Genomic DNA, 15,758 nt, shown 5'->3' with positions numbered 1-15,758 from the left:
AACCGCGGCACTGTGGGGAACTCGTGCGGGAGGCGCGGATCGACAGGGACCTTACTCTTGCCGCCATGCGACACAGCTCCATCCCCGGCGCCCACGGCCGCGTGAGACCCCTCACGCTGCACGGCGACCCGCTCCTGCACACGCCCTGCGCGGAGGTCACCGACTTCGGCCCCGAACTGGCCCGGCTCGTCGACGACTTGTTCGCGACCATGTACGCCGCCCAGGGCGTCGGCCTGGCCGCCAACCAGATCGGCGAGCCGCTGCGGGTCTTCGTCTTCGACTGCCCCGACGACGAGGACGTCCGCCACCTCGGCCACGTGGTCAACCCCCGCCTCGTCGAGGCGGACGGGGTGGTGGTCCGGGGCCCGGAGGGCTGCCTGTCCCTGCCGGGCCTGGAGGCGGGCACGGAACGCTACGACCACGCGGTGGTCGAGGGCTTCACCATGACCGGCGACCCGGTCACGATCCACGGCACGGGCTTCTTCGCCCGCTGCCTGCAACACGAGTGCGACCACGTGGAGGGCCGCATCTACGCGGACCACCTGACGGGCTGGCGCCACCGCAAGCTGATGCGGCAAGTGGCCAGGTCCTCTTGGCGCCGAGCCGACTAGTTCAGGGGCGCGGGGAACTGCGCGCCCAGCCCCCACCGGCCCGCACACGACACATGACGGTCAGAACCCCGGACCCCCCACGCGGTCCCCCGCAGCCGCGAGCCGCCCCCACAACAGATCAGCCAGACTCCGCACCAACTCCGCACGAGAACAGGGCCGTTCCCCGAGCCACCAGTCCCCGGCCGCATGCATCATCCCGACGATCCCATGCCCCCACACCCGCGCCAGCTGCTGCCCACCCGGCCCGAGATCCAGCCGCTCCTCGATGACCTGGGCCAGCTCCTCGCCCATCCGCCGCAGCAACGGCGCACTGTGCTTGCCCACGTCGAACCCCTGATCCCCCGGCTGGCCACCCTCCGCCGGGTGCATCAGGAACCGGTACACCTGGGGCCGCGCCTCGATCGCCGCGAGGTACGTGTCGAGCGTCGCCTCGACGCGCTCGCGCCGGTCCGCCGGCGCGTCCAGCGCCGCCCGCAGCGAGTCCAGCAACGCGTCCGTGTGCCGCTTGGCAAGGGCCGCGTAAAGCCCGCCCTTGTCGCCGAAGTGCCGGTAGAGAATCGGCTTGGTGATGCCGGCCTCCGCCGCGATCGCGTTCATCGAGGCCTGCGGGCCGTCGCGCAGCACCACCCGGTCGGCGGCCTCCAGCAGCTCACGCCGTCGGCGGTCGGCGGACCGTTGCTGGTCGGTCCGCTGCGTGGTGTCCATGTGCTCTCCCCACCCGTGCTGTATCGATGACGCCTGCGCAAACTAACACTGAAGCATGGCCCGGACACCGAAAGGGTGCCGACCGGTCGGTAGGAGTTGACGCGGACTACCCACCGGTAACAGACTGGTGTTACCGCAAGTAACATGCACGTGTGCCGCTGGAGGGGACCGACATGGCCGAGTTCACCATGGAGCTCAACGACGAACAGAAGGAGGTCCGCGACTGGCTCCACGGCTTCGCCGCCGATGTGATCCGCCCCGCGGCCGCCGAATGGGACGAGCGTGAGGAGACTCCCTGGCCGGTCATCCAGGAGGCCGCCAAGGTCGGCATCTACTCCCTGGACTTCTACGCCCAGCAGTACTTCGACCCCACCGGCCTCGGCATCCCCATGGCGATGGAGGAGCTGTTCTGGGGCGACGCGGGCATCGCCCTGTCCATCGTCGGCACCGGCCTCGCCGCCGTCGGCGTCCTCGCCAACGGCACCGAGGAGCAGATCGGCACCTGGATCCCGCAGATGTACGGCGACGCCAACGACGTCAAGGTCGCCGCCTTCTGCTCCTCCGAGCCCGACGCCGGCTCCGACGTGGCCTCCATGCGCACCCGGGCCGTGTACGACGAGGCCAAGGACGAGTGGGTCCTCAACGGCACCAAGACCTGGGCGACCAACGGCGGCATAGCCAACGTCCACGTCGTCGTCGCGGTCGTCGACCCCGAGCTCGGCTCCAAGGGCCACGCGTCCTTCATCATCCCGCCGGGCACCGAGGGCCTGTCGCAGGGGCAGAAGTTCAAGAAGCACGGCATCCGCGCCTCGCACACCGCCGAGGTCATCCTCGACAACGTGCGCGTCCCCGGCTCCTGCCTGCTCGGCGGCAAGGAGAAGCTCGACGAGCGGCTGGCCCGGGCCCGCGAGAAGGCCAAGCAGGGCGGGGAGCGCGTGAAGAACGCGGCCATGGCCACGTTCGAGGCCTCGCGCCCGGCCGTCGGCGCCATGGCGGTCGGCACCGCCCGCGCCGCCTACGAGGTCGCCCTCGACTACGCCGTGACGCGTGAGCAGTTCGGCCGGCCGATCATCGACAACCAGGGCGTCGCCTTCCAGCTCGCGGACATGCGCACCTCCATCGACGCGGCCCGGCTCCTCGTCTGGCGCGCTTCCTGGATGGCGATCAACGGCAAGCCGTTCACCGCGGCCGAGGGCTCGATGTCCAAGCTCTTCGCCAGCGAGACGGCGAAGAAGGTCACGGCCCAGGCGATCCAGATCCTGGGCGGCAACGGCTACACGCGGGAGTACCCGGTGGAGCGGATGCACCGCGACGCGGCGATCTACACCATCTTCGAGGGCACCAGCGAGATCCAGCGGCTGGTGATCGCCCGGACGCTGTCCGGCAAGCCGATCCGCTGACGCGGCGATCGGGCGGCCCCTTCCGGCATCCGGAGGGGGCCTTTTCCTGTGCCCTCACAGGGCGGACGCCAGGACGGGCTCCCGGGTTGCCTCCGGCTCCTGATGCAGCGGCGGCCGTCATCGGCGCACTCACCGTCACCGCCTGCGGCGGCTCCGGCGGCTCCGGCGACTCCGTCGTCGACAAGCCCAAGGCGAAGGCCTCCGCCAAGGCCGACAGCGGCCAGAAGGCCAAGAAGGAGGCCGCACCCGAGGTCGCCAAGACCGGCGACACCCTCGCCCTGAAGGGCATGGAGAACGGCAGCAAGCTCGACGTCACCGTCGTCAAGGTCGTCGACCACGCCAAGTCACAGACCACCTTCGCCGAGGTCACCGCCGGGCCGTCCATGTCGTCCGCCGTCCGGCTCAAGCCCGGCGCCAAGGCGCTGGGGTGGATCGTGTTCGAGGTGCCGAAGACCTCGAAGGTGGCCACGGTCCAGTTCGCGATGGACTCCGGCTTCGCCGAGCAGACCGGCGAGTGGCAGCTCGCCTGACGTCGGCCGCTCGGCGGCGCCTGCCGGTTCTCACCGGTGCTTGAGGGGCGTCAGCTGTTCGATGTCGTAGCGGGCCCGCAGTTCCTGGATCGCCGCGTGGTCCGGCGGGCCCCCGCTCGCCAGGATCTCCAGCAGTTCCTCGAAGTACCGCTCGTGATCCGGCGGCGGGGACGCCTGGAAGAACATCTTGGCCGGGGTGTCCGTCGGGTTGGCGAACGCGTGCGGGCACCCGGGGGGTACGACGATCACCGTTCCCGGCGTCGCCCGCACCACCCGGTTGCCCGAAGCGGACTCCCACCCCTGCCAGTTGTCGGGGGTGCGGACCCGCGGCTCGAAGGCGAGGACGTCCAGCTCGCCTTCGAGCACGTAGAACAACTCCTCGCTGCGCGTGTGCACATGGGCGCCGACGTCGAAGCCCGGCGGCACGACCACCTCGAAGGTGGAGGCCATGCGCGAGTGCGTGCCGGTCACCTTGAAGGTCACGTGCTGGGCGGGGGCCCGCACGACCCGGCCGTGACCCGGTGGGACGAGCAGGCCTTCCGTCGCCGTCATCGCCGGCTCACCACGTCACGGGCAGGGCCTCGGGCCCGCGGATCAGCGCGCCCTTCTTGAAGGGCACGTCCTCGGCCGGCACGGCGAGCCGCAGCCCGGGCACGCCGTCGAGGAGCGCGTCGACCAGCAGTTCCGACTCCAGCCGGGCCAGCATGCCGCCCGGGCAGTAGTGCGGGCCGAAGCCGAACGAGACGTGCGGGTTCGGGCTGCGGGAGAAGTCGATGGTCTCCGGGTCGGGGAAGACGTCCGGGTCGCGGTTGGCCGCCAGGTACGACACGTAGATCGCGTCGCCCTCGCGGATCCGCACACCCTGGATCTCCACGTCCTCCAGGGCGATCCGGGACAGGCCGACCGCGTTGCGGTGGGGGATCCAGCGCAGGAGTTCGTCGATGGCCCGGGGGCGGATCTCCGGGTCGGCGCGCAGCCGCTCGGCGAGGCCGGGGCGGGTCAGCAGCACGTAGAACATCTGGCCGCTGTTGTTGGTGACCGCCTCACCGCCGATCTGGAGGAGGACCGCGAGGCCCACCGCCTCCTCCAGGGTGACCTCGCTCCGGCCCACGGCGGCACCGAGCAGGGACGTGACGTCCTCGCCGGTGCTGCCCTCGCGCAGGCCGATCAGGTCGGCGAAGTAGGCGCCCATCTCCTTCTTGGCCTTCTCGCTGACCTCGGCGCCGTGCGCGGAGGACAGGATCAGCTGGGTCCAGTGGTGCATGGCCTGCCGGTCGGCGGCCGGGACGCCCATCAGCTCGCAGATCACCGCGATGGGGAACGGGCCGAGCACGGCCTCGGTCAGATCGGCGGGCGGGCCGTCCTGGAGCATCTCGTCGACCAACTCCGCCAGCATGCGGCGGGACCGCTCGCGCACCCGCTCCACGCCGCGCGCCGTGAACGCGGCGGCGACGCTGCGGCGCAGCCGGGTGTGGTCCGGCGGGTCCAGGAACCCGACCGCGCCGCGGGCCGGGATGAAGTGCGGGGCCAGCCGGGTGACCTGCCGGTCCATCACGGCCTCGCGGCTGAAGCGCGGGTCGTTGGTCACCATGCGCACGTCGTCGTAGCGGGTGACCAGCCAGGCCCAGCCCTCGCCGTTGGGCAGCTTGATGCGGGTGACCGGGCCCTCGTCCATCAGCTCGCGCAGGACCGGGTCGAAGTCCGCGCCGGACAGGTCGAGCGCCGGCCAGTCCCGGACCGGGGGCAGGGTGTCGGTGATCGTCTCTTCGCTCATCTCACTTCGTCCCGTCCGCGCGGTGCCAGCGGCCCAGGGCCATCTCGGCGGTGATACCGGGTCCGAACCCGGCGAGCAGCCCGCGCGCCCCGTGCTCGGGGCCGCCCTCGTCGAACAGCCGGCGCAGCGCGTCCAGGACGACGGCGCTGGCGATGTTGCCGTACTCGGTGAGCGTGGCCCGGCTGAAGCGGAAGGCGTGCGGGTCGACGTGCAGGAAGGTGCTGAGGTCGTCGAGGATGCGGGGCCCACCCGCGTGAACTATGTAGAAGTCCAGGTCGGACGCGTCCCAGCCGTGGTCACCGGCCAGGTCCTTCAGCGCCGGGGCGAGCGGCTCCATGGTGGCCGGGACCCGCTTGTCCAGCAGGAAGTGGAAGCCGGTGGCCTTCACGTCGTACATGATCCACTCCTCGGTCTTGGGGATCAGGTACGAGCCGTTGCGCTCCAGGCTGACGCCCTCGCCGCCCCGGCCGCGGACCGCGGCGGCGGCGATGCCGTCGCCGAACAGGCCGTTGGACAGCAGCGAGCCGACACCGATGTCGGTGGGCTGGTAGCACAGCGAGCAGAACTCGCAGGCCACGATCAGCGCGTTGGCCTCGGGATAGGCCGTGCAGAAGTCGTGGGCCCGGTTGATCGCCGCGCCGCCGGCCGCGCAGCCCAGCTGGGCTATCGGCAGCTGCCGGGTGGTCGGGTCGAAGCCCATCTCGTTGATCAGCCAGGCCGTGAGCGAGGGCATCATGAAGCCCGTGCACGACACGTAGATGATCAGGTCCACGTCGGTGGTGAGCAGCTCCGCGTCGTCCAGCGCCCGCTGGATGACGGCGGGCACCCGCGCCTTGGCCTCGGCCTCGTAGAGCTTGTTGCGCTCCTCGAACCCGGGGTGCTTCAGGGTTTCCGCGATGGGCTGCACGATGCGCCGCGTGCGCACACCGGTGTTCTCGATGAGCCGGAGGGCCAGCGGCAGTTGGGGGTGGTCGGCGTGGCGCTCACGCGCCAGCTCCAGCGTCTCCTCCATCGTGATCACGTGCTCTGGAACGGACACCGAGGGTCTGCACAAAGTCGCCATGAACCGTGCCTGCTTTCGCCTCCCGGAAGGCCCTTCGCCCCCCGGTCAGAAGGTGGTTCACCTCAAGGGGTGGTCCACCCACGATCACCCGGTGGGACGCCGATCTCGCGCCGGACTACTCCGTCTCGGGGACGCCGTGCCAGGCTCGTACCGGGACCCCGACCACGGAGGACGCGATGACGCACACGGCCCGGAACCTGCTGAGGACGACCACGGCGGCCCTCGCCCCGGACCCGCACGCCAACCCCTTGGTCCCCAAGATCGCCGCCGGCACGGCGCCCCGCGCCACCCTCGCCGCGCTGGCCCTCGAACAGACCTGGGTGATCCCCGCGGACCGGCGCGCGTTCGAGCACCTGGCAGCCCGCGCCCAGGCGACCGACCCGGAGGCCGCGGCCTTCTTCACCACCCTCGCGGAGGGCGAGGCCCTGGCGGGCGAACGACTGGCCGCATTCGTACAGGCGTGCGGCGCGCAGGAGGCGTCCTACGAACCGCTGCCCGGCTGCCAGGCCTACCCGGCGTACGTGGCCTGGCTGGCCCTCAACGCCGCACCGGCGGACGTGGTCCTGGCCCTGACGGCCAACTTCTCGGCATGGGGCGGCTATTGCGCGACGATCGCCACGGCCCTGCGCGAGCACTACGGCTTCACGGACGAGGCCTGCGGGTTCTTCGACTTCTTCGCGGAGCCGTCCCCGGAGCTGGACGAGATGGCGACAGTGGCGGTGCAGACGGCTCTGGACGCCAGGCGCCTCGACGGGAAACGAGCACACGCATACGGCCGCCTACTTCAGAACTACGAGGCGAGCTTCTGGTCGACGCTGGGGCAGCTTACTTAGGGGCGCGGGGAACTGCGCGATCAACCACAACGCACCCGCAGACGCACCGCTACGTCGCACCCCCACTGCTATGCGCGATACAAGCCACATCAATCCGATCGGCCAGCTTCGCCAGCTCGATGGCCAACTCGGCCACCGTGTCCTCGTCGAGCCCCGACTCCCCGCCCTCCACCAGCCGCACCCACCGACCCCCCACGGTCCGCAACAGCTTGCTGACATCCGCCGCAGCCACCTGCAAGGTCCCGCGGTCGTCGACGATCAGAGGCAGAGTCACTTCGCGGTTCACAGACGGGATCGTAGCCTCGCAACACTCACGCACCGTGCCAAACAGTGGTGATGTTGCAGAACTCGCGGATTCCGTGCCCGGACAGCTCACGTCCGTACCCGGACCGCTTCACCCCGCCGAACGGGAACGCCGGATGCGAGGCCGTCATCCCGTTGAAGAACACGCCTCCCGCCTCCAGATCCCGGACGAACCGGTCCACCTCGTCCTCGTCCCGCGTCCACACGTTCGAACTCAGTCCGAAGGGCGAGTCGTTCGCGATCAGCACGGCCTCGTCCAGGTCGGCCGCCCGGTACAGCGTGGCGACGGGCCCGAACGCCTCCTCCCGGTGGATCCGCATCTCCCGGGTGATGCCGGCCAGGACCGTCGGCGCGTAGTACCAGCCGGGCCCCTCCGGCCGTTCGCCACCGCACAGCACCTGCGCTCCGCCGCGCACCGCGTCGTCGACCAGCTCCTCCAGGTCGCGCAGCCCCTGCTCGCTGGAGAGCGGCCCGACCTCGGTGTCCTCGGCCAGGGGGTCGCCGACCTTCAGCGCCTTCATGCCCTCGGCGAAGCGCTCGGCGAAGGCGTCGTAGACGTCCGCGTGCACGATGAACCGCTTCGCTGCGATGCAGGACTGCCCGGTGTTCTGCACCCGCGCGGTCACCGCGACCTTCGCGGCCCGGTCCAGGTCGGCCGAGGGCATGACGACGAAGGGGTCGCTGCCGCCCAGCTCCAGCACCGTCTTTTTGATCATCTCCCCGGCGGTGGAGGCGACCGCGCGGCCCGCGGGCTCGCTGCCGGTGAGCGTGGCGGCCTTGACGCGCTCGTCGCGCAGGATGTCGTCGACCGCGGCGGAGCCGATCAGCAGGGTCTGGAAGCAGCCCTCCGTGAAGCCCGCCCGGTGGAAGAGATCCTCCAGGTAGAGGGCGGTCTGCGGGACGTTCGAGGCGTGCTTGAGCAGGCCCACGTTCCCCGCCATCAGCGCGGGCGCGGCGAAGCGGACCACCTGCCACAGCGGGAAGTTCCACGGCATGACCGCCAGCACCGGCCCCATCGGCCGGTAGCGCACCCGCACCCGCGAGGCGCCGGAGTCCTTCACGTCGGCGTCGGCGGGCTCCTCGTCGGCGAGCAGTTCCTCGGCGTGGTCGGCGTACCAGCGCATCGCCTTGGCGCACTTCGCCGCCTCGGCCCGGGCCTGCTGGATCGGCTTGCCCATCTCGGTGGTCAGCACGCGCGCGATGTCCTGCTGGTCCTCGTCCAGGAGGTCGGCGGCCCGGTGCAGCAGCCGGGCCCGCTCGCCGAAGGTCGTCGTCCGGTACGTGCGGAACGTGGCCTCCGCGAGCTGGAGCCGGCGCTCGATCTCCTCCTCGCCCATGGCCTCGTACGTCTTGAGCGTCTCGCCGTTCGCCGGGTTCACCGTTGCGATGGGCATGGCTGACCTCCCTCGGAGCGGGCTGTGTCTCGACCTTCCCGCGCGGCGGAGCGGACCGCAACGCGGGAGCGTCTCCTCAGGCCGAGTGCTCCGCCAGGCGGTCGAGAAACGCCGCCTGCGCCTTGACGATCACCGCGCGGGCCCGGTCGAGGCCGAACCACGCCACCCGGTCCAGCTCGGGGAACTCCTGGAGCCGCCCGGAGCGCGGCGGCCACTCCATCCGGAAGGTGCCGGGCGCGATCGTCGCCGGGTCGAGGTCCGCCTCGACCGCCCAGGCCGTGACGATCTTGCCGCCCGTCTGCCGGACCTCGCCCAGGGCGATGGCCTCCCCGTCCGGCGGGGGCAGCCCCAGTTCCTCCTCGAACTCGCGGCGGGCGGCCGCCCAGGCGGACTCCTCGGGCTCGTACTCGCCCTTGGGGAGGGTCCACGCCCCGGCGTCGCGGCGGGCGAAGAACGGGCCGCCCATGTGGCCGAGCAGCACTTCGAGGCCGTCGTCGGTGTGGTGGAAGAGCAGCAGGCCGGCACTGCGCTTCACGGGCTCACCTCCGGGTGCGCGGCCAGCAGCGTCTCGACCGTGTCGGCGTCCTCGGGACGCTTGTCCTCGCGGTAGCGGACCACGCGGGCGAAGCGCAGGGTGACGCCGGCCGGGTAGCGGGTGGAGCGCTGCAGCCCGTCGTAGGCGATCTCGACGACGAGTTCCGGGCGGACGGTCACGACGTACCCGTTGTCCTCGACGGCGAGCCGCCGGAGCCGTTCGGTCTGCCAGGTGAGCATCGCGTCGGTCATGCCCTTGAAGGTCTTGCCGAGCATGGCGAGGCCGCCGTCGGCGGTGCGGGCGCCGAGGTGCAGGTTGGAGAGCTTGCCGGTGCGGCGGCCGTGGCCCCACTCGGCGGCCAGGACGACCAGGTCGAGGGTGTGCACGGGCTTGACCTTCAGCCAGGACGCGCCACGCCGGCCCGCGCTGTAGGGGGCGTCGAGCGCCTTCGCGACGACGCCCTCGTGGCCGCGCTTGAGGGTCTCGGCGAGGAACTCCTCCGCCGTGGGCGTGTCGTCCGGGCCGGACACCAGGGTGCGCCGCACCCGCATCGGCTCCGGGACGAGGCGCGCCAGCTCGGCGTGCCGCTCGGCGAACGGCAGGTCGAGCAGGTCGCGGCCGTCGACGGAGAGCGCGTCGAAGAAGACGGGGGAGACGGGGACCGCGCGGGCGGCCGTCGCCACGTCCGTGCGGGAGCCGACCCGGCCGGCGGTCTCCTGGAACGAGCGGGGGCGTCCGCTCTCGTCGAAGGAGATCACCTCGCCGTCCAGGATGAACCGCTCGCCCCGCAACTCCAGGGCCGCGGCCGTCACTTCGGGCAGTCGGTCGGTGATGTCGTCGAGCGTGCGGGTGTACAGGCGCACGGTGTCGCCGTCGCGGTGCGCCTGGACGCGGATGCCGTCCAGTTTCTCCTCGACCGCGCAGGCGCCGAGCTTGTCCACCGCCTCGGCGACCGAGGAGGCGCTGTGCGCCAGCATCGGCAGGACCGGGCGGCCGACGGTGAGGCGGAACCGGTCCAGGGCGGCCCGGCCGTCCGCGAGCAGGGCCTCGGCGACCGCCTGGAGGGAACCGGCGAGCATCACGGCCCGCCGTACGTCCGCGGAGGGCGTCCCGGTCGCCTGGGCCAGGCCCTCGACCGCGACGGCGTCCAGCGCGCCCTGCCGTACCTCACCGGTGAGCAGGCCGAGCAGGAACCGCTGCTCGTCTTCCGTGGCGGCGCCCATCAACTCCCCGACCAGGCGGGTGCGTTCCGCCTGGGAGCCGGGGCCGGACACCTTGGCGAGCTCCGACAGCCGGGCGTCCACGTCCCGCACGGTCAGGCCCGGCTCGGCGGCCGGCTCGACCGGGCGGCTCAGCACCTTCCAGCCGACGCCGATCCGGCCCTGCGGCAGCCGTCCGGCCAGGTAGGGGATGACGATCGGCACGTCGTCCGCCTCGGCGTCCCGGAAGAGCTCCGCGAGCAGGGCCGTCTTCCGGGACCGCGCCGAGGTGGCGGCGACCTCCTGGGACACTCGGGCCAGCCGGTGCAGCAGCATGCAGCCATGGTGCACCGGAGGCGATGCCTCTACACCTGGGCGGCCGGGTGCGCCGGTCGTGGAGAGGAGCCCTCAGACCGCGTCCAGGTCCGTCATCAGCAGGTCCCCGACGATGGCCGACGCCGCCCGGTAGCCGCCGCTCGCCGCGTGCACGACCTGCTCGGCGAAGCCGATCGCGTTGCCCGCGGCCCACACGCCCGGCACGCTCGTCAGGCCGGTCGCGTCGACCACCGGGTACGCGCCGAACGGCGTCTCGTGCAGCTCGGCGCCCAGCCGCTCCAGCAGGCCGGTCTGCGGCACGGGCCGCGGGGCGGTGAACAGCACCGAGCGGGCGTGCGTCGTACCGTCCGCGAGCCGGACCCCGGTGAGCCGGTCGTCCTCGACCACCAGCCCGGCGACCTCCCCGGGCACCACGTCGACCCCGGCCGCGGCGAGCCGGCGCAGATCCTGGTCGGACAGCTCCTCCTCGGCGACCGTGTGCAGGAAGAACCGCACGTCCTTCGACCACTGCGACACGATCAGCGCCTGGTGGACGCTCGCCGGGCTGGTCGCGAGCACCCCGAACGGCTGGTCGCGCACCTCCCAGCCGTGGCAGAACGGGCAGTGCAGCACGTCCTTGCCGAACCGCTCGGCGACGCCGGGGACGGCGGGCAACTCGTCCTTCAGCCCGGTGGCGACCACCAGCCGCCGCGCCCGCACGGTCCGGCCGCCGGCCAGCACCACGGAGAAGTCCTCTCCCTTCGCCACGTCCACCACCCGGTCCCGCACCAGCTCCACGCCGTACCGCGCGATCTCCTCCCGGCCGATGGCGAGGAACTCGGCGGGCGGCATGCCGTCCCGCGACAGGTAGCCCTGCATGTGGGCGGCGGGGGCGTTGCGCGGCTCGCCCGCGTCGACGACCAGCGTGCGGTGCCGGGCCCGCCCCAGCACCAGCGCCGCGCTCAGGCCCGCGGCACCCCCGCCGACGACGACCACTGCGTACTTCTCGGTCATGGTGACCACCTCCGCCGCCGAGGGTCGCCCCGGCGGTACGGGATTGACAAACGCGTTTGCCGAATCTGCAATACGAGCATGACGACGGACGAGGTACTCGCGGGCGTGGGCCCCCGGCTGCGGCAGATGCGCAAGGACCGGGAGGTGACCCTCGCGGCCCTCTCGGAGGCCACCGGCATCTCCGTCAGCACCCTGTCGCGGCTGGAGTCGGGCCTGCGCAAACCCAGTCTGGAGCTGCTGCTGCCGATCGCGCGCGCTCACCAGGTGGCGCTGGACGAGCTGGTCGGGGCGCCGCCGGCCGGTGATCCCCGGGTGCGGTCGAAGCCGATCGTGATGGGCGGCCGCACCCTCTGGCCGCTCACCCGGCAGCCCGGCGGCCTCCAGGCCTACAAGGTGCTGGAACCCCAGCGCAGGGAGGAGCCGGACCCGCGCACCCACGAGGGCTACGAGTGGATGTACGTGCTGTCCGGGAAGCTGCGCCTGGTGCTCGGCGAGCACGACGTGGTGCTCACGGCGGGAGAGGCCGCCGAGTTCGACACCCGCGTGCCGCACTGGTTCGGGTCGACGGGGGAGGGGCCGGTGGAGTTCCTCAGCCTGTTCGGGCCGCAGGGGGAGCGGATGCACGTGCGGGCGCGGCCGAAGCGGTCCTGACCCGCGAGATATCCCTGGGCGGGACTTCTTGGCCCGGAGGCTGTTCCCTGATCGGCAAGCGACCGCTTAGTATGCGAACCGACCCCGGTCAGACGAAGCAGTCCCGTGGAGGCACCGCATGCAGGCATGGCAAGTGCACGAGAACGGCGAGCCGAGCGCGGTGATGCGCCTGGCGGACGTGGCGCCGCCCGCGCCCGGCGACGGCCAGGTCCTGCTGAAGGTGCGCGCCGCGAACATCAACTTCCCCGACGCCCTGCTGTGCCGCGGCCAGTACCAGGTCAGGCCGCCGCTGCCGTTCACGCCGGGCGTGGAGATCTGCGGCGAGACCGAGGACGGCCGCCGTGTCATCGCCAACCCGGCGCTGCCCCACGGCGGCTTCGCCGAGTACGCCGTCGCGGACTCCGCCGCTCTCCTGCCCGCCCCGGACGCCCTGGACGACGCCGAGGCCGCCGCCCTGCACATCGGCTACCAGACGGGCTGGTTCGGACTGCACCGCCGGGCCGGTCTGGAAGCCGGCGAGACCCTGCTCGTCCACGCTGCCGCGGGAGGGGTCGGCAGCGCGGCCGTGCAGCTCGGGAAGGCCGCCGGCGCCACCGTCATCGGTGTCGTCGGCGGCCCCGAGAAGGCGGCCGTCGCCAAGGACCTGGGCTGTGACGTGGTCATCGACCGGCGCGGTGAGGACGTCGTCGCCGCCGTGAAGGAGGCCACCGGCGGCCGGGGCGCCGACGTGATCTACGACCCCGTCGGCGGCGAGGCCTACGCCCAGTCCGCCAAGGCCGTCGCCTTCGAGGGGCGGATCGTCGTCGTGGGCTTCGCCAGCGGCTCGATCCCCAGCCCGGGCCTGAACCACGCCCTGGTGAAGAACTACTCGATCCTGGGCCTGCACTGGGGCCTGTACAACACCAAGGACCCGAAGCTGGTCCGGCACTGCCATGAGCAGCTCACCGAGCTGGCCGCCCGGGGTGCCATCAAGCCGCTGGTGAGCGAGCGGGTGCCGCTCGGCGGTGCCGCCGACGCCGTGCAGAAGGTCGCGGACGGCCGCACCACCGGCCGCGTCGCCGTCGTCCTGGAGGGAGCAGCATGACCGACGCCGAGGAACTGCGCCGCCGTACGCGGGAGTTGCTGGCCACGCACCCGCCGGCCTCGACCGACCGCCTGGACTTCCTCCGGGCCCGCTTCGACGCCGGGCTGGCGTGGGTGCACTACCCCGAGGGGCTCGGCGGACTCGGTGCGCCCCGCTCCCTCCAGGCCGTCGTGGACGCCGAGCTGGAGGCGGCCGGCGCCCCCGACAACGACCCGCGGCGCATCGGCATCGGCCTCGGCATGGCCGCGCCGACCATCCTGGGCTACGGCACCGAGGAACAGAAGCGGCGGTTCCTCAGGCCGTTGTGGACGGGGGAGGAGGTCTGGTGCCAGCTGTTCAGCGAACCCGGCGCCGGATCCGACCTCGCCGCGCTCGGCACCCGGGCCGTCCGGGAAGGTGGGGGCTCCTCCCGCTCGAGCGAAGCCGAGAGTGGGGGAGACTGGGTGGTGAACGGGCAGAAGGTCTGGACGTCCAGCGCCCATGTCGCCCGCTGGGCCATCCTCATCGCCCGCACCGACCCGGACGTGCCCAAGCACCGCGGCATCACGTACTTCGTCTGCGACATGACCGACCCGGGCGTCGAGGTGCGGCCGCTGCGGCAGATCACCGGCGAGGCCGAGTTCAACGAGGTGTTCCTCACCGACGTCCGCATCCCGGACGCGCACCGACTCGGCGCGGTCGGTGAGGGCTGGAAGGTCGCCCAGACCACGCTGAACAACGAGCGCGTGGCCATCGGCGGCATGCGGCTGCCCCGCGAGGGCGGCATGATCGGCCCGGTGTCGAAGACCTGGCGCGAGCGCCCCGAGCTGCGCACCCACGACCTGCACCAGCGGCTGCTGAAGCTCTGGGTGGAGGCCGAGGTCTCCCGCCTCACCGCCGAGCGGCTGCGCCAGCAGCTCGTCGCGGGCCAGCCCGGCCCCGAGGGCGCCGGCATGAAGCTGGCCTTCGCCCGCCTCAACCAGGAGATCAGCGGCCTGGAAGTGGAACTCCTCGGCGAAGAGGGCCTGTTGTATGACGACTGGACCATGCGCCGCCCGGAACTGGTCGACTTCACCGGCCGCGAGGCCGGCTACCGCTACCTGCGCTCCAAGGGCAACAGCATCGAGGGCGGGACCAGCGAGGTCCTGCTCAACATCGTCGCCGAGCGGGTCCTCGGCCTGCCCGCCGAACCGCGCACCGACAAGGACGTCGCATGGAAGGACCTGGCCCGGTGAAGAACGAGCGCGACCTGTTGTACTCGGAAGAGGAAGAGGCGCTGCGCGCCGCCGTCCGCGACCTGCTCGCCGACCACTGCGACGCGCCCGGCGTCATCGCCCGCACCGAGTCGGACGCCCCGCACCACCTGGAGCTGTGGAAGACGCTCACCGACGGCATGGGCCTCGCGGGCCTGCTGGTGCCCGAGGAACTGGGCGGCCAGGGGGCCACCCACCGGGAAGCCGCCGTGGTGCTGGAGGAACTGGGCCGTGCGGTCGCGCCCGTGCCGTACCTGACCAGCGCGGTCGTCGCCACCGAGGCGCTGCTCGCCTGCGGCACCGACGACCTGCTCCGCGAGCTGGCGTCCGGGACGTCGATCGGCGTGCTCGCGGTCGCCCTCAACGTCGCGCCGGGCACCGCCTACAAGGTCGTCCGGCACGACGACGGCGTCCTGCGCGGCGAGCTGACCGCCATCGCGGACGCGACCGCCGCGGACGTGCTGCTCGTGCCCGCCGACGACGGCGGCCTGTACGCGGTCGACGCCACCGCCGCGACCGTCACGCCCCAGATCTCCCTGGACCTGACCCGGCCGCTCGCGACCGTCACCCTCGACGGAGTCCCGGGCCGCCTCCTCGGCGACGCCGAGCCCGCCGTCCGCCGGGCCCTGCGCGCCGGAGCCGGGCTGCTCGCCTCCGAGCAGTTCGGCCTGGCCGACCGGTCGCTGACCGAGACCGTCCGCTACCTGAAGGAACGCAAGCAGTTCAACCGGCCCGTCGGCGGCTTCCAGGCGCTCAAGCACCGGCTGGCCCAGCTGTGGCTGGAGTCCGTCAACCTCCGCGCGGCCGCCCGCAACGCCGCCGACGCCCTGGCCACCGGCGAGGACGTCGACGTGGCCGTCTCCGTCGCCCAGGCCTACGCGGCGCCGGTCGCCGTCCACGCCGCCGAGGAGGCCCTGCAACTGCACGGCGGCCTCGGCATGACCTGGGAGCACCCGGCGCATCTGTACCTCAAGCGCGCCAAGGCCGACTCCCTCGCCTACGGCACCGCCGGAGCCCACCGGGAGGCCCTGGCCGCACTGGTCGACCTCCAGGCCCCCTGACGTACACCACGCCGACACCCGGCAACAGCCCGCGGAAGACCCGGAGAAGCCCGC

16 protein-coding genes and 1 pseudogene are annotated in these 15,758 nt (G+C 72.3%); 8 read left to right on the top strand and 9 right to left on the bottom strand.

Translation table 11 applies throughout. The features are described 5' to 3' along the window. Positions 1–65 precede the first annotated feature (65 nt). On the top strand, positions 66–611 hold the full coding sequence (gene def / locus C1703_RS04630) for a peptide deformylase (RefSeq protein ID WP_114250673.1): 546 nt from the start codon (positions 66–68) through the stop codon (positions 609–611). A 60-nt stretch (positions 612–671) separates the two neighbouring features. Here the strand turns inward: def and C1703_RS04625 are convergent, their stop codons facing one another. Further along, entirely contained in the window at positions 672–1,316 is a 645-nt protein-coding gene (locus C1703_RS04625; protein ID WP_114250672.1) for a TetR family transcriptional regulator, read from the bottom strand. A gap of 173 nt (positions 1,317–1,489) precedes the next feature. Here C1703_RS04625 and C1703_RS04620 point away from each other — a divergent pair, with 173 nt between their 5' ends. Both C1703_RS04620 and C1703_RS04615 read left to right on the top strand, forming a co-directional pair. After that, on the top strand, positions 1,490–2,716 hold the full coding sequence (locus C1703_RS04620; protein ID WP_114250671.1) for an acyl-CoA dehydrogenase family protein: 1,227 nt from the start codon (positions 1,490–1,492) through the stop codon (positions 2,714–2,716). 86 nt (positions 2,717–2,802) lie between these two features. Further along, on the top strand, positions 2,803–3,246 hold the full coding sequence (locus tag C1703_RS04615) for a hypothetical protein (RefSeq protein WP_114250670.1): 444 nt from the start codon (positions 2,803–2,805) through the stop codon (positions 3,244–3,246). Positions 3,247–3,276: 30 nt separating this feature from the next. Here C1703_RS04615 and C1703_RS04610 read toward each other — a convergent pair whose 3' ends face one another. The 3 genes and pseudogenes from C1703_RS04610 to C1703_RS04600 all read right to left on the bottom strand — a co-directional run. After that, positions 3,277–3,798, bottom strand: coding sequence for a cupin domain-containing protein (locus C1703_RS04610; protein ID WP_114250669.1), 522 nt, complete (start codon positions 3,796–3,798; stop codon positions 3,277–3,279). Between the two features lie 7 nt (positions 3,799–3,805). Further along, the gene (locus C1703_RS04605) at positions 3,806–5,020 is read right to left on the bottom strand and encodes a cytochrome P450 (RefSeq protein WP_114250668.1); all 1,215 of its coding nucleotides are present in this window, start codon (positions 5,018–5,020) and stop codon (positions 3,806–3,808) included. Position 5,021: 1 nt separating this feature from the next. Beyond that, positions 5,022–6,089, bottom strand: a pseudogene (locus C1703_RS04600) (type III polyketide synthase); the annotation flags it as partial. Between the two features lie 170 nt (positions 6,090–6,259). Between C1703_RS04600 and C1703_RS04595 the strand changes: the two are divergent. Then, positions 6,260–6,916 (top strand): transcriptional regulator, encoded by a 657-nt coding sequence (locus C1703_RS04595; RefSeq protein ID WP_114250666.1) that lies wholly within the window; start codon positions 6,260–6,262, stop codon positions 6,914–6,916. A 49-nt stretch (positions 6,917–6,965) separates the two neighbouring features. Here C1703_RS04595 and C1703_RS04590 read toward each other — a convergent pair whose 3' ends face one another. The 5 genes from C1703_RS04590 to C1703_RS04570 all read right to left on the bottom strand — a co-directional run bounded on the left by C1703_RS04590 (position 6,966) and on the right by C1703_RS04570 (position 11,676). After that, positions 6,966–7,202 (bottom strand): DUF6213 family protein, encoded by a 237-nt coding sequence (locus C1703_RS04590; RefSeq protein ID WP_062931336.1) that lies wholly within the window; start codon positions 7,200–7,202, stop codon positions 6,966–6,968. Positions 7,203–7,227: 25 nt separating this feature from the next. Next, positions 7,228–8,613 (bottom strand): NADP-dependent succinic semialdehyde dehydrogenase, encoded by a 1,386-nt coding sequence (locus C1703_RS04585; protein ID WP_114250665.1) that lies wholly within the window; start codon positions 8,611–8,613, stop codon positions 7,228–7,230. A gap of 76 nt (positions 8,614–8,689) precedes the next feature. After that, positions 8,690–9,148: an NUDIX domain-containing protein gene (locus C1703_RS04580; protein WP_114250664.1), complete on the bottom strand. Its 459-nt coding sequence runs from the start codon at positions 9,146–9,148 to the stop codon at positions 8,690–8,692. Next, positions 9,145–10,683: an ATP-dependent DNA ligase gene (locus C1703_RS04575; protein ID WP_114250663.1), complete on the bottom strand. Its 1,539-nt coding sequence runs from the start codon at positions 10,681–10,683 to the stop codon at positions 9,145–9,147. Before C1703_RS04575 ends, C1703_RS04580 begins: the two co-directional genes overlap by 4 nt. Positions 10,684–10,755: 72 nt before the next feature. Beyond that, the gene (locus C1703_RS04570) at positions 10,756–11,676 is read right to left on the bottom strand and encodes an NAD(P)/FAD-dependent oxidoreductase (protein WP_114257297.1); all 921 of its coding nucleotides are present in this window, start codon (positions 11,674–11,676) and stop codon (positions 10,756–10,758) included. Between the two features lie 78 nt (positions 11,677–11,754). Here C1703_RS04570 and C1703_RS04565 point away from each other — a divergent pair, with 78 nt between their 5' ends. From C1703_RS04565 to C1703_RS04550, 4 genes are all read left to right on the top strand, one after another. Then, on the top strand, positions 11,755–12,327 hold the full coding sequence (locus C1703_RS04565; RefSeq protein WP_114250662.1) for an XRE family transcriptional regulator: 573 nt from the start codon (positions 11,755–11,757) through the stop codon (positions 12,325–12,327). Between the two features lie 118 nt (positions 12,328–12,445). Next, positions 12,446–13,411 carry an NADPH:quinone oxidoreductase family protein gene (locus C1703_RS04560; protein ID WP_114250661.1) on the top strand — a complete coding sequence of 322 codons (966 nt, stop codon included), beginning with the start codon at positions 12,446–12,448 and terminating at the stop codon, positions 13,409–13,411. Continuing rightward, a complete protein-coding gene (locus tag C1703_RS04555) occupies positions 13,408–14,625 on the top strand; it encodes an acyl-CoA dehydrogenase family protein (RefSeq protein ID WP_114250660.1) in 1,218 nt (405 codons plus the stop codon). Before C1703_RS04560 ends, C1703_RS04555 begins: the two co-directional genes overlap by 4 nt. Continuing rightward, on the top strand, positions 14,604–15,704 hold the full coding sequence (locus tag C1703_RS04550; protein ID WP_114250659.1) for an acyl-CoA dehydrogenase family protein: 1,101 nt from the start codon (positions 14,604–14,606) through the stop codon (positions 15,702–15,704). The genes C1703_RS04555 and C1703_RS04550 overlap by 22 nt, the downstream gene beginning before the upstream one ends. Positions 15,705–15,758: the final 54 nt, after the last annotated feature.

Source organism: Streptomyces sp. Go-475, assembly GCF_003330845.1.
Classification (GTDB): Bacteria; Actinomycetota; Actinomycetes; order Streptomycetales; family Streptomycetaceae; genus Streptomyces.
This window is presented reverse-complemented; position numbering and strand designations above follow the sequence as displayed.

Excerpts from the sequence above, each read along its gene's own strand:
- C1703_RS04620 (WP_114250671.1), top strand. The coding sequence starts at position 1,490 with ATGGCCGAGTTCACCATGGAGCTCAACGACGAACAGAAGGAGGTCCGC.
- C1703_RS04550 (WP_114250659.1), top strand. The coding sequence starts at position 14,604 with ATGGAAGGACCTGGCCCGGTGAAGAACGAGCGCGACCTGTTGTACTCG.
- C1703_RS04610 (WP_114250669.1), bottom strand. The coding sequence starts at position 3,798 with ATGACGGCGACGGAAGGCCTGCTCGTCCCACCGGGTCACGGCCGGGTC.
- C1703_RS04595 (WP_114250666.1), top strand. The coding sequence starts at position 6,260 with ATGACGCACACGGCCCGGAACCTGCTGAGGACGACCACGGCGGCCCTC.
- C1703_RS04605 (WP_114250668.1), bottom strand. The coding sequence starts at position 5,020 with ATGAGCGAAGAGACGATCACCGACACCCTGCCCCCGGTCCGGGACTGG.
- C1703_RS04560 (WP_114250661.1), top strand. The coding sequence starts at position 12,446 with ATGCAGGCATGGCAAGTGCACGAGAACGGCGAGCCGAGCGCGGTGATG.
- C1703_RS04570 (WP_114257297.1), bottom strand. The coding sequence starts at position 11,676 with ATGACCGAGAAGTACGCAGTGGTCGTCGTCGGCGGGGGTGCCGCGGGC.
- C1703_RS04575 (WP_114250663.1), bottom strand. The coding sequence starts at position 10,683 with ATGCTGCTGCACCGGCTGGCCCGAGTGTCCCAGGAGGTCGCCGCCACC.
- C1703_RS04585 (WP_114250665.1), bottom strand. The coding sequence starts at position 8,613 with ATGCCCATCGCAACGGTGAACCCGGCGAACGGCGAGACGCTCAAGACG.
- C1703_RS04625 (WP_114250672.1), bottom strand. The coding sequence starts at position 1,316 with ATGGACACCACGCAGCGGACCGACCAGCAACGGTCCGCCGACCGCCGA.
- C1703_RS04555 (WP_114250660.1), top strand. The coding sequence starts at position 13,408 with ATGACCGACGCCGAGGAACTGCGCCGCCGTACGCGGGAGTTGCTGGCC.
- def (WP_114250673.1), top strand. The coding sequence starts at position 66 with ATGCGACACAGCTCCATCCCCGGCGCCCACGGCCGCGTGAGACCCCTC.
- C1703_RS04565 (WP_114250662.1), top strand. The coding sequence starts at position 11,755 with ATGACGACGGACGAGGTACTCGCGGGCGTGGGCCCCCGGCTGCGGCAG.